The sequence below is a fragment of the Paenibacillus sp. EZ-K15 genome (assembly GCF_002573715.1).
In the GTDB taxonomy this organism is placed as follows: Bacteria; Bacillota; Bacilli; order Paenibacillales; family Paenibacillaceae; genus Paenibacillus_AQ.
In genome coordinates this window covers 137065-161740 of sequence record NZ_PDHM01000019.1, presented here as the reverse complement: position 1 = coordinate 161740, position 24676 = coordinate 137065, and the positions used below count along the sequence as shown (strand labels likewise).

Genomic DNA, 24676 nt, shown 5'->3' with positions numbered 1-24676 from the left:
ACCTCCATCATCGATTTCCGGATAAAATCTTCCGTTTATACGCAATGTGATCAAACTACATATTGTAGTATGGAAGTCCAAAAAAAGGGATTACGAATCCCCGCCCAACATAAATAGCAGTAAAATAGAACAGGATCTCAGAAAAGGCTTCAGCAGGGCTAACGGAACATTCACCCCTCGATCAGGCTCAAGAACCTGCATGACCCGGTATTGCAATGTCGTATCCGTAAAATGAACAGCTGCCTCATAACGCCGAAGATTACCGAGTTTCGCTAATTTTAATAAGACACTGCCTAAATACAGCTCCGTGCCCATCTGCCGGATGGCGAATCGGTCGGCAAACAGCTCTTGCCACGTCTGATAGTATCGAAGAATCGGTTTGACAATTGGCAAATATCCAAAGGCATCTGCCAGCAGGGTCGAAAAGAACGTTTTTAAACCATCATAATTGCGGCAGTGATATCGTTCATGCAATAAAATCGCCTTTACTTCCTTGTCATTAAACATCTCTAAGACCGTAGTGGACACGACAATTTTCGGTCGCAGAAGACCAATCGTCAGAGCCACAAAGGCATTGACCTGTACAACGATGATTTCCGTGCCCCAGTCGCGGTATTTGTAATTGAGGCGCTTGGTTAATTTATCGTGCCTGTTGGCACGGAAGTGCTTTAACCATTTTTGAGATAAAACCAACTGTCGGGTGCTTCGCCAAATGATCTGACCAAAGGTATACGCAATGACAATGTCGATTAAGGCATAATTCAGAACGGGCCCTTGGAATACTCCGTTTCGGACCTGGGAGGTAATGAACATTCCCATATGTACGATGACAACAGCCACGAATACGATCATCAGCGCATAGGTACATCTTAGCCGTGTGGTCGGATTCATTGCTTTTTCCCGCGTTTGATATCGTTTAATTTACGCTCCAGCCTTGCGATCACCTCAGGATCGACATCATCCAGCGCATCGATCATGTGGTTCACGACCAAGCTCCCGTACTCTTGAATGAGTCCCTGCGACACTTCTTTTGTCTGTTCGGTGAGAAATTGCTCCCTTGATTGCAGCGGGCTGAACTTGGCTGCCCGTGTCCGGCCGGTTCCCGTCGAGGCCTTTGTCAGCAGGCCTTTATCCAGAAGACGATTCATGACGGTCATTACTGTATTGATCGAGATCGGACTCTCCTGATTGAGGCTCGACTGCACTTCCTTGATGCTTAATGCTTCCGAAGACCAGAGAATATCCATAATTCGAGACTCCAGTGGTCCAAAAAATCGATTCAGGCCTTCACCATCGATATTCATTTTCTTAATCTTCATTTCTATCTCACCTCATACTACACATCGTAGTATGGTTATGGATAAAAGTCAACTTCCTTTAGCCAGTGCCTAGCCTGGGGGGATCAGGACTGTCCCGGTACATGCGAAGCGTCAGTGGCAAAAGGTTTTTTGCCGTGCAGTCGAGAATAGAAGAATATAGCAATTGAATTATAAATCAAGAATAAACGGATTATTCGGGAGGAAGATAGCGTGAGCGAAAGATTTGAGTTAAAACACGTAGGAATAGAAGATCCTTCAGAGGAAACCGGCATGTCTGGGTTTGGGTATCTTGCGTTGTTCGAATGTGAAGTTGAATATCGTTTTAGCACGGAAGACATGAGTGTGGAAGAAGCGAAAATTTACATACAAGATCTGTTGAATCAGCTGCCGGATGAAACCATAAATGAAATATGCAAGAAAGCATGCGCATGGAAAAATCTCAAAATGACTAGCGATACGGCTGATTATCCTCCCGGCTTAGATGGAGTGCATGGAGAGGATATTTTGAAGTTTATGTCCGTAGGGGAAGTTGATCTTTATCGAAATCCTTATGATCGAAACGATAATACATTCGGAGCAATCTTGGGTGGAGGTACAGCGTGGGACTCCGAAAATGGTATGGAAATTCTGATACGGGGCAGAAAGGTTCTTGAGGTGCGCGAGTATTTAGGCTACGGCGCATATGCCATTTGGAGCGAAACCGACGAAATTGAGTGAAAAAGCGATATGAATCGAGCAATCAGTGATGTTTAAATCGTCCGGGACATCCTGTACTATCCAACGCAAAAAATAAATAAGGAAAGGAGCATAACCAATTGCTAGAGCCCTCAAGACAGGCAGTTTTCATTGATAGGGACGGAACTTTTGGAGGAACCAATCGGGTTGTTTTGCCCGGTGAATTTGAGCTTTTTCCGCAAGTACAGGATTCGATTCATTCACTCAGAGCCGAAGGCATGCTGATTTGTTCATTTACGAATCAATCTGGAATTGCGCGTGGAGAAGCAACAAAGGATGAATTCGAATCGGAATTATTAGCCTTTGGTTTTGATATGATCTATCTTTGTGCTCATGAGCATGGAGCGGGTTGTCCGTGTAGAAAGCCATCCGCAGGGATGCTGTTGAAAGCCGCTGAAGAAAATAATCTGGACTTTAGGGAAGTGCTTTGTCATAGGGGATAGATGGACGGATATGGTTGCCGCCAAAGAAGCCGGTTGCAAGAAAGTGCTAGTGAAGACGGGAGCTGGCGCCAAGGAACTGGAAAAATATAATAACAACGAGTACTTTGGCAAATGGAAAGAAGCGTATCCTGATTTTATCGCGACAGATTTTTAATGAAGCCGTTACTGCACTTGAATAAATCGGTACGACTAAAACAAAGAATTCAAAAGTCCAAATAGTGAGGCTGGGGATGCTATTTATTTTTATAAGAGAGGTTGTGCTAGGATGTTGTACGATTTGCAAGGCGAAGAGAATATGTCAACGATCGTGGGAATGTTATATAGCGCTGTCAGAGAGAACAGCCAACGACTAAAGTCCATAGTAGAGGACATGTCGCAAGAGGAAATAGACTACAAGGGACCAGATGACAATTACAATAGTGTCGCTCAGTTAATAAATCATATCATGTACGTCGATCTAAACTGGGTTTATAGGATTAAAGGGGAGGCACTTCCCCTATCATTAAAAGATGAATACGGCCCCATGATCGATGAACATAACAGGCTGCCAATGGTCAAAGGGATGCCTTTGGACATGCTTATATCTAAATATGAAGTTGTATTAAATATGTTGAAGGAAACATGCGCGCAATTAACGGATGCGGATCTGGATAGCATTGTCACCTTTGGTCACGAAAATGAAAAGCAAGCCACCATCCGGTGGGGATTATGGCATATGGCTGACCATAACCGTTATCATCAAGCCCATATTAATCAGCTTAGAAAGTGGTACGCTGAGCAAAAGAGAGACATGGATCATGAATAAAAGAATGGGAAAATCACTTCTTTGTTTGTCTTACTGAGACAATTCACCGTATCTACGCTGCAGCGTTTGTCCCTTGGCCTGCCCGAGGCATTTTATTTTCATGTCGGTCAATCATTTTTTTAGGTTTATATCGCCAAACGCGTCGTTTGTGCTATAATGATGTCGAATAGGCAACTATTCGCGTCATGTACAATAGAAAAAGTTATAGGCAATGGAAGTTTGGTGCAAATCCAACACGGTCCCGCCACTGTGATAGACCGAATGATCGGTCTTAAGTCAGGTCTTTTGTCTAATAACTTTGGAGAGACCAGTCATTTCGAGGCGAAAATGGCTGGTTTACGAGTCTAGTGACGTTTCCCGCCTCGCTAGGCTTTTTTTAATTGCAGCAGAGGCTGCCGACGATGTTGTCGACCACAGCCGGGTGTTCGCCGCCGAATATATACAATGAGGTATAGCTCGCAAACGGGGAGATTCTTCAAGGACGAAGAAGCACGTGCACTATGGGGTGCATATCCCTTTTTTTATTTATAGAGGTTTTTCCAAAAGTCCGCTTTTGATGACCGACCTTTTTGAACAGGCACTTATAAATTCGTGCCGTTAATGTGTCTGATCTAAGGACAAGTTCCGGAAGCGGTTGACGAAGATCAGAATGACGGTGTACAGTATATATGCAAAACTAAATGATAAGAAGCTGCACAATGGCGTGCACACATGATAACAAGCAAAGAGGCTTTTGAAGGGGATTTCCCTTTGAAAGACCTCTTTTTTTGTTGCAATTACTTCTTGGAGGTGCTTTACATGGATAAACTTTCGATTAAAGCCGACCTCTATATGGGGCAAGGCGCGATGGATCGTCTAACAGAGTGGCAAAACAAACGAATGTTCATCGTCACGGATCCATTTATGGTGAAGTCGGGAATGATTAACATGGTGTTTGATCGCCTGCACAGCAGTAACGAGCAATATGTTTTCAGCAATATCGTGCCTGATCCGCCGATTGAAGTCGTCACGGAAGGTGTCGAGGCGCTTTGCTCGTTCAACACCGATCTGATCATTGCCATTGGCGGCGGTTCTGCCATTGATGCCGCTAAAGCGATGAAGCTGTTTACGAAAAAGCTGCTTGACCAGCGAGATATCCCGTTCATTGCAATCCCGACGACAAGCGGGACGGGTTCTGAAGTTACGTCATTCTCCGTTATTAGCGACAAAGAAAAAAGCATCAAATATCCGCTTGTATCCGATGACATGCTGCCGCAAGAAGCGATTCTCGATCCTGAGCTCGTCAAAAGCGTGCCGGACTTCATTACGGCCGATACCGGACTGGATGTTTTGACGCATGCCATTGAAGCGTATGTATCCACCAAATCCAATGATATCTCCGATGCGCTGGCGGAGAAGGCGATGAAGCTGGTCTTTGCTTATTTGCCGCGAGCTTATAAGGACGGAAATGATCTTGAGGCGCGCGAAAAAATGCATAATGCATCTTGCATCGCCGGGATGGCGTTTAATATTGCGTCGCTGGGATTGAATCATGGGATCGCGCATGTGGCGGGAGCCAAATTCAAAATTGCCCACGGACGCATGAATGCGATTCTTCTTCCGCATGTCATCGAATTTAATGCCGATTACAAGCCGGGTTACGGCAAGGAAGAAAGCAATAGAGCGGCGGTTCGGTATGCCGAAATTTCCAAAAGCTTGGGGTTATCCGCACCAAATGCCAAGAGCGGCGTCCGTAGTCTCGTACAGGCAATCAAACAGTTGCAGAAGCAATTGAATATGCCGCAAACGCTGCGCGAATGCGGCGTGGATCAATCGCTGTTTGGAGAGATGAGAGTGTCGATCGCCGAAGGCGCGCTGAAAGACGGATGCACGGCAACAAATCCACGCGTTCCTACGGCAGAGGATGTGCTTCAAATTTTGAACAAAATGTTTCAATTCTAAGATCGAGTCGAAATTTGACGGATTTCGTATTGACATCGCTTGCAATATTCAAATATAGTGAAAGTAACACAATGGCGTGTTGCATACAAATCAAAGCAAAGTGGCTTCTTAAAAATTCCGCATGGACTTTTAAGGGGCTTTTATTGTTTTTTGCAGTGAATTTTAGTTGCGTGTTCAAAAAGGCCGGTTTTCCCGGCTGAATTCAAGATTCGATGCCGAGTTTACTTTTTTTGAACAACCTCTTTTAGTGTTTTCGATACGAGAGTGAGATGAGAAGTATGGAACAAGGAGCCGAGAAACAACGTGTGATTCAGGAGTATGTGCCTGGCAAACAGGTCACGCTCGCTCACATTATCGCGAACCCGAACCCGGACATTTACAAGAAGCTGGGACTCGGAAACGAAGCGCATCAGTCCATCGGCGTTATGACGATCACGCCAAGCGAAGCCTCCATCATTGCAGCGGATATCGCTACAAAGGCGGCTGGCGTACAAATCGGCTTTGTCGACCGTTTCAGCGGTTCACTCGTCATTACGGGCGATGTATCATCAGTAGAATCTGCGATCAGCGCAGTGCTGCATGGATTGCAGAATATATTGGGCTTCTCGGCAAATACGAACATTACGAGAACGTAGGAGAAGCTTATGATGAAGAAAATTATTTTTGCCGGAAGTACAGGATCGGGCAAAACCACGCTGTGCCAATGGCTGCACGGTGAGGAGATTGCCTATAAGAAAACGCAAGCCGTCGAAAATTTCGATCAGGCGATCGATACGCCGGGCGAATGCATCGAGAACCGGTATTTATACAAAATGCTGTTAGTATCCAGTGTAGATGCCGATGTCATTGGGCTGGTTCAGGATTGCACGAAAGAAGACAGCTATTTCCCGCCGGCCTTTGCAACGGTATTCGCCAAGCCGGTTATCGGAGTGGTAACGAAGGTGGAACTGGCCAAGTCGCAAGAAGAAATCACGCAGGCCAGAGCGCATTTAATGGCGGCCGGCGTAGAGCGGATTTTTGAAGTCTCGACGATCGAGAACGTGGGAGTGGATGCTCTTCGGGATTATTTGAGGGCGTAAACGACTTGGATTCTAGTTCAAATGCAAGCGGGGCTTATCGATAGACAAGCGACAAGCAAATAACGACAGACAATGAGGTGCATGACGCATGAATGGAAAAATTGTAATAGTCGATGACGAACCTATTACAAGAATGGATATTCGTGAGATGCTAGAAGAGGCTAACTACAATGTAGTAGGCGAAGCTTCCGATGGCTTTGAAGCTATCGAATTATGCAAGAAGCATCTGCCTGACCTCGTCATCATGGATGTTCAAATGCCCATTTTGGATGGGCTCAAGGCGAGTAAAAGAATTCTTTCAGAACAGCTGGCGGGCGGGATCATCCTTTTGACCGCCTACAGCGACAAACAGACGATTGAAAAAGCATCTTCTGTCGGTGCGCTTGGTTACTTGGTAAAGCCGCTTGATGAAAAGTCGTTCATTCCTATGGTGGAAGTCACGATAGCCAGAGGCAAGGAATTCCGAAAGCTGGAACAAGATCTCTCAAAGCTGACGCAGAAGATGGAAGAACGCAAAGCGGTCGAGAAAGCGAAAGGCATATTGATGAGAGAAAATGGCTACACGGAAGAGGAAGCCTATCAAATCTTGCGCAAACTCAGCATGGATCGCCGATGTCCTCTGATTGAAATTGCTAGTACCATCGTCATTTCCTATGATTGATTTCAAAGAACGGATCAGGCAGCTTTGCAGCCTTCACACCGGATTGTCGGAAGAGGATATAGTCCGGATCTGCGAAATAGCGGAGTCTTTTCAAATGACCGAGGTAGAGGATGATGTGTTCATCGACGTATTGTCGAGCGTGGCAAGCGAAGCCATCGTGGTCTATCATCGTCGTCCATGTGAAGGCAAATCGGTGTATTATTTTCCGGTTACGGGGGAGAAGGCGCTGCGCGAGAATGAACCTGGCGTCCTGCGGACGCTGGAAACAGGCATTATGTCGCAGGGGCTCGTCGCCAGGACGCAGGAGAATCATCTGGTTCGGCAAACGGTATATCCTATTAAAAATCAAAGCGGCGTCATTGCCGTTCTGATCTATGAAAAAGATGTCAGCGACAATATACAAGCCCACTTCAACAGGCAGAGAACGTCATGCGAAGATGGGGATATGTCCTCGATGCTGGGGGCTATGCTGCAGTTCAAGGATTCGATTATCAATCAATTGGAAGACGCCGTTCTGGTGTTCGATAAATATGGGTTTTTGAAGCTGAAAAATGAACAGGCGGACGTATATTACAGACAGCTTGGTTATTTGGAAGATATCGAAGGATTGCATTATGATAATTTGTCGCTTGATCAGACGATGTTCTCCGAGGTCATGAGCCAGCATTCATCCTCGCTATGTTGTCCGCTTACGGTGGAAGTGAAAGCCGCCGGACGTTACTATCAGGTGAAACGCTTGTTCATTGAGGAAAAGGATTTATGCGTAGGCGTTATTTTGCATGATATAACCGAGATTAAAAACAAGGAAGCTGAGATCGTTTCGAAATCGGTTGCCATCCGCGAAATCCATCACCGGGTAAAAAACAATTTGCAGATGGTAGCGTCTCTGCTGCGCATTCAGGGGCGGCAGTGCAAAAGCCCTGAGGCCAAGAAATGCCTTGATGACAGTGTCAGTCGCGTGCTCGCGATCGCCGCAACCCATGAATTGCTATCGACGGAGATCGAAGCCGAAGTGGATCTCATGGATGTTATACGATTGATTGCATCCAATATCGAACGCTGTTTTGTTGATTGCCGCGCCGTCAAGGTGGAGATTGCTTCAGAGCAAAACATTTGCTTGGACAGTGATCGGACCGTAACTGTCGCGCTGATTGTAAGCGAACTGCTACATAATAGTTATGAACATGCGTTCGGTGATTGTTCGGAGGGAAGAATTTCCGTCAAGACAAAAGTAGAAGGCGGGCTGGTGACGGTCGTCGTGGCAGACGACGGAGCCGGGTTCGTTGTCGGGGAAACTTCGCATAAAAGCTTGGGGCTGACGATTGTCCGCAGCTATGTTAAAGACAAGCTGAAAGGTAAGCTTTCGATCGTATCCGGCGATAAGGGCACAACAGTGACTTTTACGTTCAAAAAATAATATCATCGGACTACAAGGGCGTAGTCTTCGAAGCAATGAGGCTTAAAGTAAACCTTCCGGTATATCCGGAAGGTTGTCACTTTAAGCCTTTTTGCATTCTTCAAGTTGTAGTCCGGGTGATAAGAAATCAAGCCAGGGGGTGAACAAAGTGGAAGAACAATTGCTCAGCGTTGGCATCGATATGGGAACTTCTACGACCCAGTTGGTGCTGTCTAAGCTCCATATTCAAAACATGGCTTCTTCGTTTTCGGTGCCCCGCTTGGTTATTACGGACAAAGAAGTGGTCTATCGAAGCGACATTTGTTTTACGCCCATGTTGGAAGATAACCGGATCGATATGTTGAAGATTCAGTCCTTCGTGCAGGAGCAATACGAGAAGGCAGGCATCCGTAAGGACGAGATTCAGACAGGAGCGGTCATCATCACGGGTGAGACGGCACGCAAAGAGAATGCCAATGAAGTCGTGCTCTCGCTAAGCGGCTTTGCCGGCGATTTCGTAGTCGCAACCGCAGGGCCGGATTTGGAGAGTATTATTGCCGCCAAAGGCGCGGGTGCACATTCGTATTCCAAAGAGCATTCCACCTGCATCGCCAACATCGACATTGGCGGCGGTACAAGCAATTTGGCATTATTCGCCGATGGCGAACTGTTGGATACGGGCTGCCTCGATATTGGGGGGCGCCTGATCAAGGTTGATCAAAGTTCGCATGAAATCACGTATATCGCGCCTAAAATCAAGCAGCTTGCCGAGCGAAGGGGATTCCGTCTTGCTATAGGCCAGCGGGTCACTCCAGATGATCTTCAGCCGATTATCGGGGAAATGGTCAAGCTGCTTGAAGAAAGCGTCGGCCTTAGACCACCGGGAGACTTCTATAACACCATCGTCACCAACAAAGGGCTGAAGCTGGATCGGGCGATACCATGTATTTCCTTCTCAGGAGGGGTTGCAGACTACATTTATCATGAATCCACAGGAGACGTATTCGAGTTCGGAGACATCGGTATATTGCTTGGAAGAGCAATCGCCTCTTCTCCGCTAACGCAGCAGCTGACCGTCGCCCGTTCAGCCGAGACCATCCGGGCTACCGTTGTCGGAGCAGGATCCCATACGACGGAGATCAGTGGGAGCACGATTACCTATACGGACGAAAGTTTCCCGATCAAGAATTTACCGATCTTGAAGCTTTCTGTGGTCGACGAGTCCGGAAGCAGTGAGCAGTTGGCAAAGGCCATCACCGATAAGTTGGATTGGTTCAAACTGAACAATGATTTGCAGCGGGTGGCCATTGCGATTGAAGGAAAGAAAAATGCAAGCTTTCAGGAGGTTCAGAAATATGCCCAAGGTTTGTACAAAGGGATGTCTGAACTGCTGGAGCGGGAGTATCCGCTCATCGTGATTGTTCATCACGATCTGGCGAAGGTGATGGGGCAAACATTGTACGCGTTGCTGAATTACAAGAAAGATGTCATCTGCATCGACAGCGTACAGGTAGACAATGGCGACTATATCGACATCGGCAAGCCGATTGCGGGTGGCAAGGTGCTGCCCGTCGTTATTAAAACGCTTGTTTTTCACTAAGAGTCGCACATTAACGATTCGAGTTTCATCTATTCGAGCTGCAAGTGGAAGGAGGAGCTTTCGTGATTTTAAAAACGAAATTGTTTGGGCGAGTCTATCAATTCAATACGCTCATGGAAGTCATGGCAAAAGCCAATGAAGAAAAGTCGGGGGATACGCTGGCCGGATTGGGAGCCACTTCGGCAGAAGAACGCGTAGCTGCCAAGGTCGTTCTTTCCCAGATCAAATTGTCGGACCTGCGCAATAATCCGGCGGTTCCTTACGAAGAGGACGAAGTAACACGTATCATTCAGGATGCGGTAAATGAGCGTATTTACAGTGAAATTCAAAACTGGACCGTAGAAGAGCTGCGGGAGTGGATTTTGAATGAGAACACAACGGAAGGCGACATCAAGCGCATCTCCCGTGGACTGACAGCGGAAATGATCGCTGCGGTTGCGAAAATCATGACGAACCTTGACCTGATTTACGGGGCCAAGAAAATCCGGGTAACGGCGCATGCCAACACGACGATCGGGCGTCCGGGCACGTTGTCGGCACGGCTGCAGCCGAATCACCCGACAGATGATCCCGACGGTATCATGGCTTCCCTGATGGAAGGCCTGACTTTCGGGATCGGGGATGCGGTGCTTGGCCTCAATCCAGTCGACGACTCCGTAGAAAGCGTGACGCGTGTCCTGAAACGGTTCGAGGAGTTCCGGCAGAAGTGGGAAATTCCTACGCAAACCTGCGTGCTCGCTCACGTTACGACCCAGATGGAAGCTGTTAAGCGCGGCGCGCCTACAGGACTTATTTTCCAATCGATCGCAGGTTCGCAGAAAGGGAATGAGGCGTTCGGTTTCAATGCGGCCACGATTGAGGAAGCGCAGCAGCTTGTGCTGCATCAAGGCCAGGTTGTTGGGCCAAACGTCATGTATTTCGAGACGGGGCAAGGCTCCGAACTGTCTTCCGAAGCTCATCACGGCATCGACCAGGTGACGATGGAAGCACGCTGCTACGGTTTCGCGAAGCGGTATAACCCCTTCCTTGTCAACACTGTCGTCGGATTCATCGGACCCGAGTATTTGTACGACGCGAAGCAGGTTATCCGTGCCGGCCTGGAAGATCACTTCATGGGCAAGCTGTCAGGCATCTCGATGGGATGCGACGCTTGTTATACGAACCATATGAAGGCGGATCAGAACGACTTGGAAAACCTGGCGGTTCTCCTGTCTACAGCAGGCTGCAACTTCTTCATGGGTATCCCGCATGGCGACGATGTCATGCTCAACTACCAGACGACCGGATATCATGAAACGGCAACACTGCGTGAATTGCTCGGTTTGCGTCCAATTCGGGAGTTCGAGCAGTGGATGGAGAAAATGGGCTTTATCGAAAACGGCAAACTGACCAAAAAAGCCGGGGATGCGTCAGTATTTCTCAAGTAAGGAAAGGAGGAAGCTCACATGAACGAAAAAGATCTGAAATCGATGATTGAATCGATTTTGAACGAGATGGTAGGAAACAAGGCAGAGCAAGAAGCAGCTAAGCCTGTTGAAACAGCGACAGTTGCAGCACCGATTGCGCATAACGCGGAGCCGCACGAAGGTGGACTTGTACAGAAAACGGTACCTGAGGAAGTACAAGAGGACGACGGTGAATGCTTGGATGATATCACGGAAATTAACCTTCGCAAGCTGCTACTCGTGCCTGATCCGGCGGATCGCGAAGGATACATGAGAATGAAAGCAAAGACACCGGCCCGTCTTGGCGTTTGGCGCGCAGGTCCGCGGTACAAGACGATTACATCGCTGCGTTTCCGCGCTGACCATGCCGCTGCTCAAGACGCCGTGTTCTCCTATGTATCCGAAGATTTCGTTAAGGAGATGCACCTTGTGCCGATCGCGACCAAGTGCCAGGACAAGGATGAATATATTACGCGTCCGGACTTGGGACGTCAATTCTCGGATGAGACCATCGAGTACATCAAGCAGCACACGACCAAGCAGGCCAAAGTGCAAATCATGGTTGGAGACGGCTTAAGTTCGGCAGCGATCGAAGCCAACTTGCGGGATATCATTCCATCCGTTACGCAAGGTCTTAAGATGTATGGCATCGATGCAGGCAATATCCTGTTCGTCAAGCATTGCCGTGTTCCTTCCATGGACGTCATTGGCGATGTAACGGAAGCAGATGTGGTTTGCCTGCTGGTCGGCGAACGTCCGGGGCTTGTAACGGCAGAATCCATGAGTGCCTACATTGCTTATAAACCAACGGTGGGCATGCCTGAAGCAAGACGTACCGTTATTTCCAACATTCATTCCGGCGGTACCCCTGCCGTAGAAGCAGGGGCGCATATTGCCGAATTGATCAAGACAATGATTGATCGCAAAGCATCAGGTATTGATTTAAAACTATAGGAAAGGCTGGAGGCACGTATGAGAAACGAACCGATTCATGCACAAGTGCTCGGCATGAAGCTCATTTCCAACGTAAGCCTGGATATGGCAAACAAGCTGGAGCTGAAGCCGCACCATAAAAGTTTGGGTATCATTACTGCTGACATTGATGACGTAACTTACGCAGCATTGGATGAAGCAACGAAAGCAGCCGCTGTGGATGTTGTGTATGCAAGAAGCATGTATGCCGGATCGGCTAATGCTTCAACGAAGCTGGCAGGTGAAGTCATTGGGATTCTGGCTGGGCCAAATCCCGAGGAAGTACGCAGCGGCATGAACGCCGTCGTTGATTTCCTCGAAAGCGGCGCTCATTTTGTTAGCGCCAATGAGGATGACAGCATCACCTATTTCGCCCATTGCGTATCCCGAACAGGCTCCTATTTATCCGAGACTGCGGGGATCCAAGAAGGTGAGGCGCTCGCGTATTTAATCGCTCCGCCGCTGGAAGCGATGTATGCGCTCGATGCAGCACTCAAAGCCGCCGATGTTACGATTGCAACCTTCTTTGGCCCACCGTCCGAAACCAACTTCGCTGGCGCACTGCTGACAGGCAGTCAATCGGCCTGCAAGGCAGCATGCGACGCTTTCGCGGACGCTGTCCGATTCGTTGCGGATAACCCAACGAGTTATTAAGGTGGCGGACCATGAGATATAGCGCGTTAGGGCTAGTTGAAGTCAGAGGGTATCTAGGCGCAGTCGCCGCAGCGGATGCCGCATTAAAGGCGGCAAGCGTTTCCTGCATCGGCATGGAGATCATCGGGGGTGGATTGGTGACCGTCAAGCTGGATGGAGATGTCGGAGCGGTGCAAGCTGCCGCTTCCGCAGGAGCAGAGATGGCGAAGCAATTAAATGTGCTGCTGACCCGCCATGTGATTGCCAGAATGCATGAAGAAACGGCAGTTTTGGTAGAAGAACAGGACGATGCTGGCGAAAGTCCGCTTCAGGCAGTCGCAACCATGGATGAGCAGGATCGGAAACAAACTGCAGAAGCAGCTGAAGACGGTGCTGAACAAATCGCTGCACCAAACGACGCTGCTGATGAGGCCGTACACCTTGCCATCAAAGAAACTGCCGCTTCTAAAGATTTGGCGGAAGAAGGGGCAAGTTCAGAAGACCTCAAAGCGGCAGATACGGCTTGGCCGCAGGCACTAAAGACAAATGAAGCGAATGCTGCTGGGTCCCAGCCGGAGCGGAAACCTTCACCGATGAAGAAAATTCAAACTCAAGCGGAGGAGAAATCCACACCCGACGTCAAGGAAACAGAAGATGCAAAAGCCGCAGTAAAGCTTGTCCCTGAGCAGAAGGATGCCGATGATCAGGCAGCAACACCGGATAAGAAGCAGGCCGATGCGCCAAAGAGAAAGCACAATGACGGTAAACCCCGTGTGCAACCGAAGCAAAAATCGGCAGCCAAGTCCGGCAAGAAGTCAAAAAAAACAAGCTCATAAGAGAAACATCTATCGATGAAAATGCAAAGAAGACCGACCGCTTTTACTAAAGAAAACAAATACACATCTATCGATGTAAAAACGCAGTAGAGAGAAGGAATATTGATGGAAACATTGGATAAAGACCTGAGATCCATTCAAGAAGTCCGTGATCTGATCAACAAAGCCAAGGAAGCGCAAGTTAAGCTCGCCGCCATGACGCAAGAGCAAATCGACGCGATCGTCAAAGCGGTTGCCGATGCCGGATACAACCATCGCGAGAAGCTGGCGAAGATGGCCAATGAGGAAACTGGCTTCGGCCGCTGGCAGGACAAGGTCATCAAGAATGCCTTTGCTTCGCAGCAAGTCTACGAGTCCATCAAGGACATGAAAACCGTTGGCATCTTGAAAGATGACAAAGAGAATAAGTTGATGGAGGTAGCTGTCCCAGTCGGTGTCATTGCCGGTCTAATTCCATCCACCAACCCGACTTCGACGGTTATCTACAAAACGCTCATTGCGCTTAAAGCAGGAAACAGTATCGTGTTCTCCCCGCACCCGAATGCGCTTAAGAGTATTCTGGAAACGGTGAAGGTCATTAACGAGGCAGCTGTGCAAGCAGGATGCCCGGAAGGTGCCATTGGCGTCATGACAGTTCCGACAATTCAAGGAACAGATCAATTGATGAAGCATAACGATGTCGCCTTGATTCTAGCAACAGGCGGAACGGCGATGGTCAAATCCGCATATTCATCCGGTACGCCGGCAATCGGTGTTGGTCCAGGCAACGGCCCTGCCTTTATCGAGAAGAGCGCAAATATTCCGATTGCAGTCAAACGCATCATGGACTCCAAAACTTTCGATAACGGCACGATTTGCGCTTCGGAGCAATCCGTCGTCGTCGAAGCATGCAGCAAGGAAGCGGTTGTGGCTGAATTCAAAAAGCAAGGAGCTTATTTCCTTTCCGCAGAGGAAGCCGATCAGCTTGGCAAATTCATTATGCGGGCCAATGGCACCATGAACCCGCAAATCGTTGGACGCAGCGTAGATCATATCGCAAAACTGGCGAATCTGAATATTCCTGCTAGAGCTCGCGTGCTGATCGCCGAAGAAACCCGCGTGGGACGCAATGTTCCATATTCACGAGAGAAATTGGCTCCAATTCTGGCTTTCTACACAGAGGATAGCTGGGAAGCTGCATGCGAACGCTGCATCGAAATTCTGAATGGAGAAGGCGCAGGCCATACGATGTGCATTCACTCCGAAAATGAAGAGATTGTACGCCAGTTCGCTTTGAAAAAACCGGTATCCCGTTTGTTAGTCAATACGCCGGGTACGCTTGGCGGCATCGGCGCAACGACAGCACTTGCACCAGCGCTTACGCTTGGTTGCGGAGCGGTTGGCGGAAGCTCCACATCCGACAACATCAGTCCGCTTAATCTGCTTAACATTCGCAGAATCGCCTATGGACTAATGGAAATGGAAGATTTGGCGGATCGGAAGGAAGAATCGCAGCCGAAAGCCGCATGCAACCTTCCGGAAGACAAAGAACAACTTATCGACATGATTGTGGCTCGTATTCTTGAAAAAATGTAAGTTTTCGTAGATTTCATCGGCAAGACGAGCAATCTATTATAGGTAACCCTAAAATTCATTATAAATACAAATTATTAGGAGGAATTTTATCATGGCAAACGCAAACGCATTGGGAATGGTAGAAACTAAAGGTTTGGTAGGAGCAATCGAGGCAGCAGACGCAATGGTGAAAGCAGCGAATGTTACACTGATCGGTAAAGAACAAATCGGAGCAGGTCTCGTAACGGTTATGGTTCGCGGTGATGTGGGTGCTGTTAAGGCAGCTACCGACGCAGGCGCAGCTGCGGCAGAACGTGTTGGCGAATTGCTTTCGGTACACGTTATTCCAAGACCACATGCCGAAGTGGACGCAATCCTGCCTAAAACAAAAGCAGAATAAAACTACACTGACAAGCCAGATGAGAAAGACAGCAGAATGCGGGTGAGTGCCCGCATTCCGCTTCTTACTATGGCGACCTACCCTGACTTGTAACGGTTCGGACGATCGCGTAAGGAAATATGAACACGCATTCGCCTTAGAAGGATGTGAAAACATGGCTGTGATTACGGAAAGCGAGCTGCGCAAGTATTTTCGAAATCGAAATTTGAAGGATGTTGCCGTTTATGAGACGGCTGCGGGAACGATACTGACGCCATCAGCCAAAAGCTTTTTGACCGATCATCAGATTGAACTGCGGTATGTGACAGCTTCTGAGACGGATAAGGATACGGTAAAGGAACCGGTACCGGCACCAGTGCAAGAATCGACGCTGCAAAAGGAAGTTAAGCTTCAAGTGACGACCAACCTGGATGTTGAACCAGCAACCGGCGGGAAAAAGCGATTTCGGACGCTGTTCGGCGGATTTTTGGAAACGAAGCCTGAGCATATGACCCATTTGTATGGAAATATGCTCGTTTTTAAAGATCATCCACGGATATTATTCCGCGGCAAGCTGGACTCATTGGAAACAAAAATATTGGAAGCGCAAATCAGCTGCTTCAAGCTGAATATGACCAAGCTGGTCAACGATTTGGAAGAGACTTTGCAATTCGTTAGGCGGATCGTACGGTGCGAAGTGCTTAGCGAAAGCATTGAAGAATTCCATTTGCTTGGGCTGAACCCCAAGGAACTCAGGGAGCAATCCCATTTTCCCAAGAAATACTTTGGACTGGAACATTTTCAACCCAGCTATGATATGGGCGAAGCGGTTGTTGTCATAAATGCGTTACGCACATTGACGAGGGAGACGGAACTGCTGGCTTATCAAGCCTTCAAGAAGGAACATGGAGATGTAGAGCGTGAAGATATCATTCGATCACTGAACAGGCTGTCTTCCTTGTTCTGGATTATCATGTTCCGCATCCGTGTTGGAGAGTACAACTGATGAGGTGACTAAGGTGGATAACCAACTGGTAGAGAGCATCATTAATGAAGTGGTTAAGCGGGTGCAGGATGAAACCTGTTTCGAAATCGAAGCATCCGGCAAGCATGTGCATTTGAATCGGGAAACGATCGATGCCTTGTTCGGCAAGGGATATCAGCTGACGAAAGCCAAGGATCTTTCCCAGCCGGGGCAATATGCTTGCAAAGAACGCGTGACGCTGATCGGGCCCAAGGGCTCTTTGCATAATGTCGTCGTGCTTGGTCCGGAACGTAAAGAATCGCAAGTAGAGGTATCGCTCACTGATTCGGTCGTGCTCGGAATATCCGCTCCTGTAAAAGAAAGCGGTAAGTTGGAAGGAACTCCGGGAATCGTCATTGCTTCGGGCAGCAATATGATTCGGCTCGATCGAGGATTGATCGCAGCACAACGCCATATCCACGTGAAAGCGGAGGATGCGGAGAAATACAACGTAAAAAACGGCGAAATCGTACAGGTAAAAGTGTATGGCAAACGTCCGCTTATTTTTGACGATGTACTGGTTCGAGTGAGCCCGAACTTTGAGACCTACATGCATATTGACTACGACGAAGCAAATGCATGCGGTTTTACGAAAGGTACGAAGGGGAAAATTTTGAAGTAGGGCATCCAGGTTTAGGAGCGTGAAAAAATGAACATAGAAGCTCTGGATCGGGCTGCGATTATCGAAACCGTAACGGCTGAGGTGATGAAACGGCTGGAACTGGCACAGACGGAGAAGCCGGATGTATCCAAAAAGCAAGCGGTTCTCCTGACTGTGGAACCGCTGCCGGAACTGGAAAATAAGCTGAAGCCATATTATGAGGTGCGTTATTACGATGAGGCGCTCAGAGATTGTGATGTGCTGATTATTCCTACAATTTGTATTCAGCTGTTATCCCACCTTGCGAACGGCATAAGCGCAGGCCCGCGTGAACGGTTCGTGCTCACGATGCTGCTGAAGGGACGAAAGGTGATTGCGTTCGAGGAAGGATTGCTTTACCACAAATACAAGTCAACGGCCCCAGTTTTGCTGTACAAAATGTACGATGAATTTACAGACAAGCTGAGCGATTACGGAATCCGGATGGTCAAAGAAACGGAATTGCTTGCGGCTTGTATGGAGGAAGGGCGGCTTAAGGATATGACTCAGGTTGAGCCTCATACCGAATCCGTTTATGCACCGCATGATGCGGAAGTATTGAGCCGCAAAGTCATTACCGAAGCGGAAGTGAAAAAGTACCGTCTGCAGAACCGGACAGAGATCGTGATAGACCGGCATAGTATCATTACGCCGCTTGCTCAGGATTACTTACGCATACAGCAGATGCAGATACGTAGAAGATAACGGGCGAGGTGAACTTATGATCATGGGACAAGTTATGGGATGCCTGTGGGCTACCCGCAAGGATAATAAGCTGAACGGGATGGCCTTCCTCGTGGTCAAACCGTTATCATATGCCAAAGAACCCGTCACACGTGAATATTTTGTCGCTGCGGATAATGCCGGGGCGGGCATAGGGGATACGGTGTTGGTAACGACCGGAAGTGCGGCCCGAACATCGTTTGCCAATGCAGACGTACCCGTTGATGCGGTCATCGTAGGGATCGTCGATTCGATCGAGGTGACACATGATTAGTGCAATAGGTGTTGTTGAGATGCGCAGCATTAGTAAAGGTTACGAAACAGCGGACCAAATGCTGAAGACTTCGCCTGTTGAAGTGCATCATATGAAGCCGATCTGTCCGGGCAAGTTTTTGATCGTCATGAGCGGGGATACTGCAGACGTACAGGCAGCGATGGAGACAGCCAGGGCGGAAGCCGGCGAATTCCGGATCAGCGACTTTGAACTGTATGGCGTACATCCCGATATCATCGATGGATTGAAACGCCATTCTTCTTCCCAGCCAGTGGATGCGCTTGGAATTGTGGAGACGGCTACGGTGTCTTCCGGCATTTTTTCATTAAATGAAGCTTTGAAGCAATGCGACATTCATGTGAAAAAAATGAATCTTGGCATGGCGATTGGGGGCAAATTCCTCGCCGTGTTCACGGGAAGTGTCAGCGATGTCGAGCAGGGGATGAACGTGTTTGTATCCTCCATGGATCCAAAGCGGATCATTCATTATACGGTGCTTCGTTCCCCGTCCGAAGAAATCATACAACACTTCCGGTAGGGAGTTTTCAGGGCATCATGGTCAATGAAAACCATTTGCTTTGGATCATATTGCGATAGAATGGGGGAGCATGTACGTGGAGATTAATGAAATTATCATATACGGCATGGTTATTTTCATGATTCTCGGTGCCATCGATAAGTGCATTGGGTACAAGTTCGGGTTGGGACATCAATTCGATGAAGGGATTATGGCCATGGGTTCGCTTACGCTCGCCATGGTGGGGATCATCTGCCTGTCTCCGGTCCTGGCCAAAGTGCTAAGTCCGATCGTCGTTCCGGTATACAGCGCATTGGGAGCAGACCCCGCCATGTTTGCGACTACATTGCTGGCGAACGACATGGGCGGCTTCTCGCTGGCACAGGAACTCGCGCAGAGTCCGGAAGCGGGATTATTCGCAGGAACGATTCTGGGGGCTATGCTTGGCCCTACGATTGTATTCATCATTCCGGTTGCGCTTGGCATTATTAAAAAAGAAGACCAGAAATTTTTGGCTACCGGCGTGCTGGCCGGTATCGTAACTATACCGCTCGGTTGCTTGATTGGCGGATTGGTTGCCGGTTACTCGATCACAATGATTTTGTCCAACCTGGTTCCAATTATTTTGTTTGCTGTACTTATCGTGCTGGGATTGTGGAAATTTCCGCAGGGTATGATCAAAGGGTTCACGGTTTTTGGGCAATTCATCGTCGTCGTTGCGACTTTGGGACTCGCAGCTGGCATCACGCAGCAGTTGACGGGGATTACCATCATTCCAGGGCTTGCTCCGGTTGAAGACGGAATCAAGATCGTTGGCGATATTGCTATTGTACTCGCCGGCGCTTTTGCGATGGTATTTGTAATTACGAAAGTATTTAATAAACAGCTTATGAAGCTGGGCAAGTTGCTCGGCATGAATGAGATTGCGGCAGCCGGGCTGGTTGCGACGCTTGCTAACGTCATACCCATGTTTGGCATGATGAAAGACATGGATGCGCGGGGCAAGGTCATCAACGTCGCATTTGCCGTGTCGGCCGCATTTGTATTCGGCGATCATCTTGGTTTTACGGCCGGGGTCGCGAAGGAAATGATTTTCCCAATGATTGTCGGGAAGCTTGTCGGCGGAATTACGGCGGTTGTTGTAGCCCTGTTTTTGGCTAAAAAGATGGCTCCGGAACCGAAGGAAGAACTTCAGGAGTCATAATAGCGGTTTTTTTCAGAATATTATTTTTACGTATGCAGGTTTCTATCTAATCCTCTCGTTTGAGCCCATCTTAAAAAAGGTGGGTTTTTTATGATATCAGACTCTCATTCCGCATTGCGGCACCACTTAGCTGGCCTGATCCGGCTGATTACTCCGCATATTTACATGCTTTAGCTATCTGACCAGATAAAGTAAAAAAACAATCGTTCTTTGCTAGAACTGGCAGCTGTGATTCGACCATTTAAGCAAGGAGCGATCTCTTTTTATGCCCTTGCTTCATAGAAAGTACGTCGATAGACGTATTTCTTATTTTAGCTACTATATTAAACGAAATGACGCCGCAAAAACTCCAGAACCTGTGCAAATGCCTGCCGAACATTTTTTTTGTCCATCTGCATGTCAAACAAGTGATCCTCACCAGGAAGGGTAAAAAGCGTATGCTCAACTCCCGCGCTGTGCAACCGCCGCGCCATACCGATAGATTGTTCACAAGGCACATCTTGATCATCCTCACCATGCAGCAGCATAGTAGGCGGAAAGGAATCGTCCACAACTTGTACCGGACAAAGCAAGTCCAGCTTCTCCTTATCCTGAACAAGATCCAACCCCGTAACCTCCTGAGTCCAGATTCCCTGTTGACGATAGTATAAATAGAGACCAAATCTTTGCTGAATGGAGCTTTCAGCAAGGGTCCGGTTCGTGATCAACTGATCAGCCAGTTCTTTAGGTACAATAGGTTTTTGCAGATAGAACGAGCTGGGACTCGAGTACCAGTTGGCTTGAATATCTCCATAGCCATAAAAAGACACGACCGCTTTCAAATCCGGCTCCCTGGATCCGGCAAGCAGAGCAAGGTATCCACCTGCCGAACTGCCGACGACGGCTATAGCGGACGGCTGAAAGCCAAGCTCGGTGAATGCTTGTTCTCGCAGCCAGCGAAGAGCATCCTGAATATCTTCAATAATAGCCGGGAGCCGCGTTTCAGGGGCTAGTCGATAGTCAATGGATAGAACGTGCAGACCAGCCTGATTATACTGTTTCACCTGTTCTTGCAAAATATCTTTTCTTGAACCCCATATTAATCCGCCTCCATGAATATAGACAATCACGGAGGAGCTAGTCTGACAAGCGCTGTAAAAGTCTCCAAACAGCTCAACACCTTCAACTGTTTTATAACAAATCGTTCTCATCGTTATTCCCCCCTAATTTTGACTTCATTTTCTACATTGTTTATCCTTTATACATAGATATAAAGGAGCTGATCCGCGTGCATTAACTTCAAAGGTAACCCATCGGGCATGAGTGAAAGCGGATACAATAGCTATACTCCACCCTTACTCCGACGCAATAAAATTAAGAAGACATCAGACTTGCAATCATAAGGAGTTAAAGACATGGAATTCAGAGTAGAACATGTATTGAAGATGGCTCGATTGCAACATGCTACAGTGCTAGGGGGCAGCAAAGGGCTTACGAATATAATAAAAGGCATCACAATTATGGAAGCTCCCGACATCGCAGATTGGCTGAAAGGCGGAGAGATGCTGCTGACCAGTTTATACCCGATCCTCAATTATACAGAAGCACAGCAGCGCGAATTTATGTACCGCTTGGCTGACAAAAGCGTTAGCGCCATAATGATCAAAAACCACCGTTTTGTCAAGGAGATTCCTGAGGCAATCATAGAAATAGGCGAACAGACGGGGCTGCCTATTATCCAAATCCCACAGGACATCCCTTATGTAGATGTACTCTATCCGGTTATGGAAGAACTGTTTAATAACCAGGTAATGAAGCTCAAATATTTTAAAGAAGTGCATGATCGCTTCACCACACTCTCCTTAGCAGATAGCGGTATGGAACCGATTATCACTACATTGGAACAACTAATCGGGAACCCTGTTGCCATCTATGACCGAAATTTTGCCTGTATGACGCATACTTCCTTGTACACGCTTCCCACACACCAACAGGAGCACATTGTTGTACGTGAGAAAATATTCGAAACCAAATTTCCTTATTATTGGATAACTACGCAAGTTACCGAACCGGAGATGAAATCGGTCTACCATGTCGTCGTGCCTATTCGTACAGTAAACCGTATTAAGGTGCATCTCGTTATCACTGAAATGTACAAACAATTAGAAGAATTGGATTTCATTGCAATCGAGAATGCCGCTACTGCTCTGTCCCTGGAGTTGGTCAAGCAATTTGCCGTAGCGGAAGTCGAGCGGAAATATAAAAATGACATTATTGATGATCTGCTTGCGGGTAAAGGCCAGATGTTGGAGACGGTGTATCAACGAGCTAACCTGATCGGCTGGGATTTAGATCGATCCTATGCTGTGCTTTTGTTTCATGTGAAAGAAGAGCTCATCTCGTTCAACCAACAAGAAATGTTTAAACCTAAAAACTTGCGCAGACTGCAGAGTAAAACGTTTACCTCCTTACACGAAGCAATTGACGATCATTTTGCAGACGCTATCATGCGTAGCCGAAGCGATACCATCATTCTGCTGCTGCCTGTTGATTCGCAGGAAGGGAAAGAGAAAATCTGGCTGCCAGCAGTAAAAGACAAAATCCGCGGGATTCAAGACAACATCCGCACGAAAACCAAAGATATTGTAGTACAGGTTGGCATCGGCAATGTGGCGGCAACTGTCATGGATATTCCGAGAAGCCATCAAGAGGCGCAAGAAGCCCTGAACCTCGGTGGTACACTCTACGGCAGCGAATCGATTACTGCCTTCGCCGAGCTCGGTTTATTCCGCCTGCTCTGTCAGTATCCAGATCCTGCCGTACTGACTTCGTTTATTCCCGCTTCTTTAAACAGGCTCGTTCAAAGCAAAAGCGCCATCAAAAAAGATTTGCTGCATACGCTTGAGGTCTTTTTGCAGCATAACCAAAATGCTGCGAAAGCAGCTCAGGATTTGTTTGTCCATTACAAAACAGTCATGTACCGACTGGAACGAATTAAAGAAATTAGCGACATGGATTTCGATAATTCTGAAGAGATGCTGGAAACCCGGGTGGGTCTAAAAATTTTGAATTTAATCAATAACGAAGAAGAACACTAAAAATTTTAATTAAATTGACCCTGTTTTTAGCCAAGGTGGATAAAGAAGCTGTGAATCTTTTATCCACCTCTGTTAATGACGCCCATATCGGTAAACGCTTACAATTAAGGTGCAAGAAAGTTAATCAGCACTTTTGGAGCACTGTTATCATCGTAGAAAGGAACGGTAAGTATGGGAGAGCTAAGTAAAGATATCACACAGATGTTAGAGTGGCTCGGTTATTTTGGAAATGATCCTGAAGGAGGTATTACCAGACTTCTCTATTCCAAAGAATGGCTTAACGCTCAGAAAGCTCTAGAGGATTGGATGAACAAAGAAGGCTTCCATGCTCACTTTGATGAGGTGGGCAACCTGTTTGGAGGTCTGCAAGGAACGAAGTATCCAGATGAAACGATTTTGACCGGTTCTCACGTGGATACCGTAAGCAATGGCGGTTTATACGATGGACAATACGGTATTGTCGCAGGTCTGCTTGCTGTTAAATATTTACAAGAAACCTATGGTCAGCCGTTGCGCAATCTCCAGGTCGTATCGATGGCTGAAGAAGAAGGCAGCCGTTTCCCATATACATTCTGGGGGTCAAAAAACATCGTAGGCACAGCAGAACGTAAAGAAGTAGAGAGCATTGTTGATTTTGATGGCGTAGCTTTCGTAGATGCGATGAAAGAATGCAACTTTAATTTCCGCCAGGAATCTAGAGAACTTCGCAAAGACTTGAAAGCGTTTGTAGAAATCCATATCGAGCAAGGCAGTGTTCTGGAAACAGAGCAAAAACCCGTTGGTGTAGTCCACAGCATTGTAGGTCAGCGCAGATTTACCGTGGAAGTGATAGGTGAAGCCAACCATGCAGGCACGACTCCGATGAGTTACCGCAAAGATGCTGTCCAAGCTGCGAGCGCTATGATCTTTGACGTTATAAGCCGAGCGGACAAACATGGAGATCCGTTAGTGGCAACGATCGGCAAAATCGAAGTGAAGCCAAATGTAGTTAACGTCGTTCCAGGCTATGCTTTATTCACGATGGACATCCGTCATACCGAGAAAGAAGCGCTTGTTCAATTTACGGAAGAAATTACGAATTCCATGAAGAACATTGCAGAAGGACGGAAAGTACAACTGAAAATCGATATGTGGATGGATGCAAATCCGGTTCCAATGGATAAACATGTCGTAGAAGTCATTGAACGCGAGTGCCGGGAGCAGGGCTTGAATTACAAGCTGATGCATAGCGGGGCAGGGCATGATGCCCAGATTCTGGCTCCTTTTGTACCATCGGCCATGATCTTTGTACCAAGCAGGCAAGGAATTAGCCACAACCCGGCTGAATATACCGAGCCTTATGATTTAGCCGAAGGTGTGAAGCTTCTGATCGGAACTCTGTATAATCTGGCATACAAGGAATAAACGACGTCTTGGCAA

25 protein-coding genes, 1 pseudogene and 1 riboswitch are annotated in these 24676 nt (G+C 47.7%); of the genes and pseudogenes, 23 read left to right on the top strand and 3 right to left on the bottom strand.

Going from position 1 to position 24676, the window contains the following annotated elements:
* Positions 1-90 precede the first annotated feature (90 nt).
* Entirely contained in the window at positions 91-891 is an 801-nt protein-coding gene (locus CRG97_RS22930; protein ID WP_098747782.1) for a M56 family metallopeptidase, read from the bottom strand.
* On the bottom strand, positions 888-1319 hold the full coding sequence (locus CRG97_RS22925; RefSeq protein ID WP_098747780.1) for a BlaI/MecI/CopY family transcriptional regulator: 432 nt from the start codon (positions 1317-1319) through the stop codon (positions 888-890). The genes CRG97_RS22930 and CRG97_RS22925 overlap by 4 nt, the downstream gene beginning before the upstream one ends.
* 210 nt (positions 1320-1529) lie before the next feature.
* On the opposite strand from CRG97_RS22925, the gene CRG97_RS22920 reads away from it, so the two are divergent.
* The 21 genes and pseudogenes from CRG97_RS22920 (at position 1530) to eutH (ending at position 20180) form a co-directional block, all read left to right on the top strand.
* Complete coding sequence (locus CRG97_RS22920; RefSeq protein ID WP_098747778.1) at positions 1530-2036, top strand: DUF6985 domain-containing protein; 507 nt, start codon at positions 1530-1532, stop codon at positions 2034-2036.
* 98 nt (positions 2037-2134) lie between these two features.
* Positions 2135-2651: pseudogene (locus CRG97_RS22915) on the top strand (HAD-IIIA family hydrolase).
* A 111-nt stretch (positions 2652-2762) separates the two neighbouring features.
* Positions 2763-3302, top strand: coding sequence for a DinB family protein (locus tag CRG97_RS22910; RefSeq protein WP_098747776.1), 540 nt, complete (start codon positions 2763-2765; stop codon positions 3300-3302).
* Between the two features lie 187 nt (positions 3303-3489).
* Positions 3490-3643: riboswitch (adenosylcobalamin (AdoCbl) riboswitch) on the top strand.
* A gap of 457 nt (positions 3644-4100) precedes the next feature.
* On the top strand, positions 4101-5243 hold the full coding sequence (locus CRG97_RS22905) for a 1-propanol dehydrogenase PduQ (RefSeq protein WP_098747774.1): 1143 nt from the start codon (positions 4101-4103) through the stop codon (positions 5241-5243).
* Between the two features lie 278 nt (positions 5244-5521).
* Positions 5522-5878, top strand: coding sequence for a BMC domain-containing protein (locus CRG97_RS22900; RefSeq protein WP_076325819.1), 357 nt, complete (start codon positions 5522-5524; stop codon positions 5876-5878).
* Between the two features lie 12 nt (positions 5879-5890).
* Positions 5891-6322 (top strand): EutP/PduV family microcompartment system protein, encoded by a 432-nt coding sequence (locus CRG97_RS22895; RefSeq protein WP_098747771.1) that lies wholly within the window; start codon positions 5891-5893, stop codon positions 6320-6322.
* A gap of 88 nt (positions 6323-6410) precedes the next feature.
* Positions 6411-6983 (top strand): ANTAR domain-containing response regulator, encoded by a 573-nt coding sequence (locus CRG97_RS22890; protein ID WP_076325821.1) that lies wholly within the window; start codon positions 6411-6413, stop codon positions 6981-6983.
* A complete protein-coding gene (locus CRG97_RS22885) occupies positions 6976-8400 on the top strand; it encodes a sensor histidine kinase (RefSeq protein WP_098747769.1) in 1425 nt (474 codons plus the stop codon). Before CRG97_RS22890 ends, CRG97_RS22885 begins: the two co-directional genes overlap by 8 nt.
* Before the next feature lie 148 nt (positions 8401-8548).
* Complete coding sequence (gene eutA / locus CRG97_RS22880; protein WP_098747766.1) at positions 8549-9979, top strand: ethanolamine ammonia-lyase reactivating factor EutA; 1431 nt, start codon at positions 8549-8551, stop codon at positions 9977-9979.
* 62 nt (positions 9980-10041) lie between these two features.
* Entirely contained in the window at positions 10042-11406 is a 1365-nt protein-coding gene (locus CRG97_RS22875; RefSeq protein ID WP_098747763.1) for an ethanolamine ammonia-lyase subunit EutB, read from the top strand.
* A gap of 18 nt (positions 11407-11424) precedes the next feature.
* On the top strand, positions 11425-12378 hold the full coding sequence (eutC, locus tag CRG97_RS22870) for an ethanolamine ammonia-lyase subunit EutC (protein WP_098747761.1): 954 nt from the start codon (positions 11425-11427) through the stop codon (positions 12376-12378).
* Between the two features lie 18 nt (positions 12379-12396).
* Positions 12397-13050: an ethanolamine utilization microcompartment protein EutL gene (gene eutL, locus CRG97_RS22865; protein WP_098747758.1), complete on the top strand. Its 654-nt coding sequence runs from the start codon at positions 12397-12399 to the stop codon at positions 13048-13050.
* Between the two features lie 11 nt (positions 13051-13061).
* Positions 13062-13865, top strand: coding sequence for a BMC domain-containing protein (locus tag CRG97_RS22860; RefSeq protein ID WP_098747756.1), 804 nt, complete (start codon positions 13062-13064; stop codon positions 13863-13865).
* A 105-nt stretch (positions 13866-13970) separates the two neighbouring features.
* Complete coding sequence (locus CRG97_RS22855; protein WP_098747753.1) at positions 13971-15440, top strand: acetaldehyde dehydrogenase (acetylating); 1470 nt, start codon at positions 13971-13973, stop codon at positions 15438-15440.
* Between the two features lie 91 nt (positions 15441-15531).
* The gene (locus CRG97_RS22850) at positions 15532-15819 is read left to right on the top strand and encodes a BMC domain-containing protein (RefSeq protein WP_098747751.1); all 288 of its coding nucleotides are present in this window, start codon (positions 15532-15534) and stop codon (positions 15817-15819) included.
* 154 nt (positions 15820-15973) lie between these two features.
* Positions 15974-16804, top strand: coding sequence for a cobalamin adenosyltransferase (locus CRG97_RS22845; protein WP_098747748.1), 831 nt, complete (start codon positions 15974-15976; stop codon positions 16802-16804).
* 13 nt (positions 16805-16817) lie between these two features.
* Entirely contained in the window at positions 16818-17444 is a 627-nt protein-coding gene (gene eutD / locus CRG97_RS22840; RefSeq protein WP_098747745.1) for an ethanolamine utilization phosphate acetyltransferase EutD, read from the top strand.
* 27 nt (positions 17445-17471) lie between these two features.
* On the top strand, positions 17472-18167 hold the full coding sequence (locus CRG97_RS22835) for an ethanolamine utilization protein (RefSeq protein ID WP_098747743.1): 696 nt from the start codon (positions 17472-17474) through the stop codon (positions 18165-18167).
* A 16-nt stretch (positions 18168-18183) separates the two neighbouring features.
* Complete coding sequence (locus tag CRG97_RS22830; protein WP_098747740.1) at positions 18184-18459, top strand: EutN/CcmL family microcompartment protein; 276 nt, start codon at positions 18184-18186, stop codon at positions 18457-18459.
* Positions 18452-18997, top strand: a complete 546-nt coding sequence (locus CRG97_RS22825) for a BMC domain-containing protein (protein ID WP_098747737.1) — start codon at positions 18452-18454, stop codon at positions 18995-18997. The genes CRG97_RS22830 and CRG97_RS22825 overlap by 8 nt, the downstream gene beginning before the upstream one ends.
* Before the next feature lie 76 nt (positions 18998-19073).
* Entirely contained in the window at positions 19074-20180 is a 1107-nt protein-coding gene (gene eutH, locus CRG97_RS22820) for an ethanolamine utilization protein EutH (protein ID WP_098747735.1), read from the top strand.
* A 323-nt stretch (positions 20181-20503) separates the two neighbouring features.
* Here the strand turns inward: eutH and CRG97_RS22815 are convergent, their stop codons facing one another.
* Positions 20504-21370 (bottom strand): alpha/beta hydrolase, encoded by an 867-nt coding sequence (locus CRG97_RS22815; protein ID WP_098747732.1) that lies wholly within the window; start codon positions 21368-21370, stop codon positions 20504-20506.
* A 204-nt stretch (positions 21371-21574) separates the two neighbouring features.
* Here CRG97_RS22815 and CRG97_RS22810 point away from each other — a divergent pair, with 204 nt between their 5' ends.
* Positions 21575-23257 carry a PucR family transcriptional regulator gene (locus CRG97_RS22810; protein ID WP_237566551.1) on the top strand — a complete coding sequence of 561 codons (1683 nt, stop codon included), beginning with the start codon at positions 21575-21577 and terminating at the stop codon, positions 23255-23257.
* Between the two features lie 171 nt (positions 23258-23428).
* Positions 23429-24661: an allantoate deiminase gene (gene allC / locus CRG97_RS22805; protein WP_098747730.1), complete on the top strand. Its 1233-nt coding sequence runs from the start codon at positions 23429-23431 to the stop codon at positions 24659-24661.
* The last annotated feature ends 15 nt before the right edge of the window (positions 24662-24676 follow it).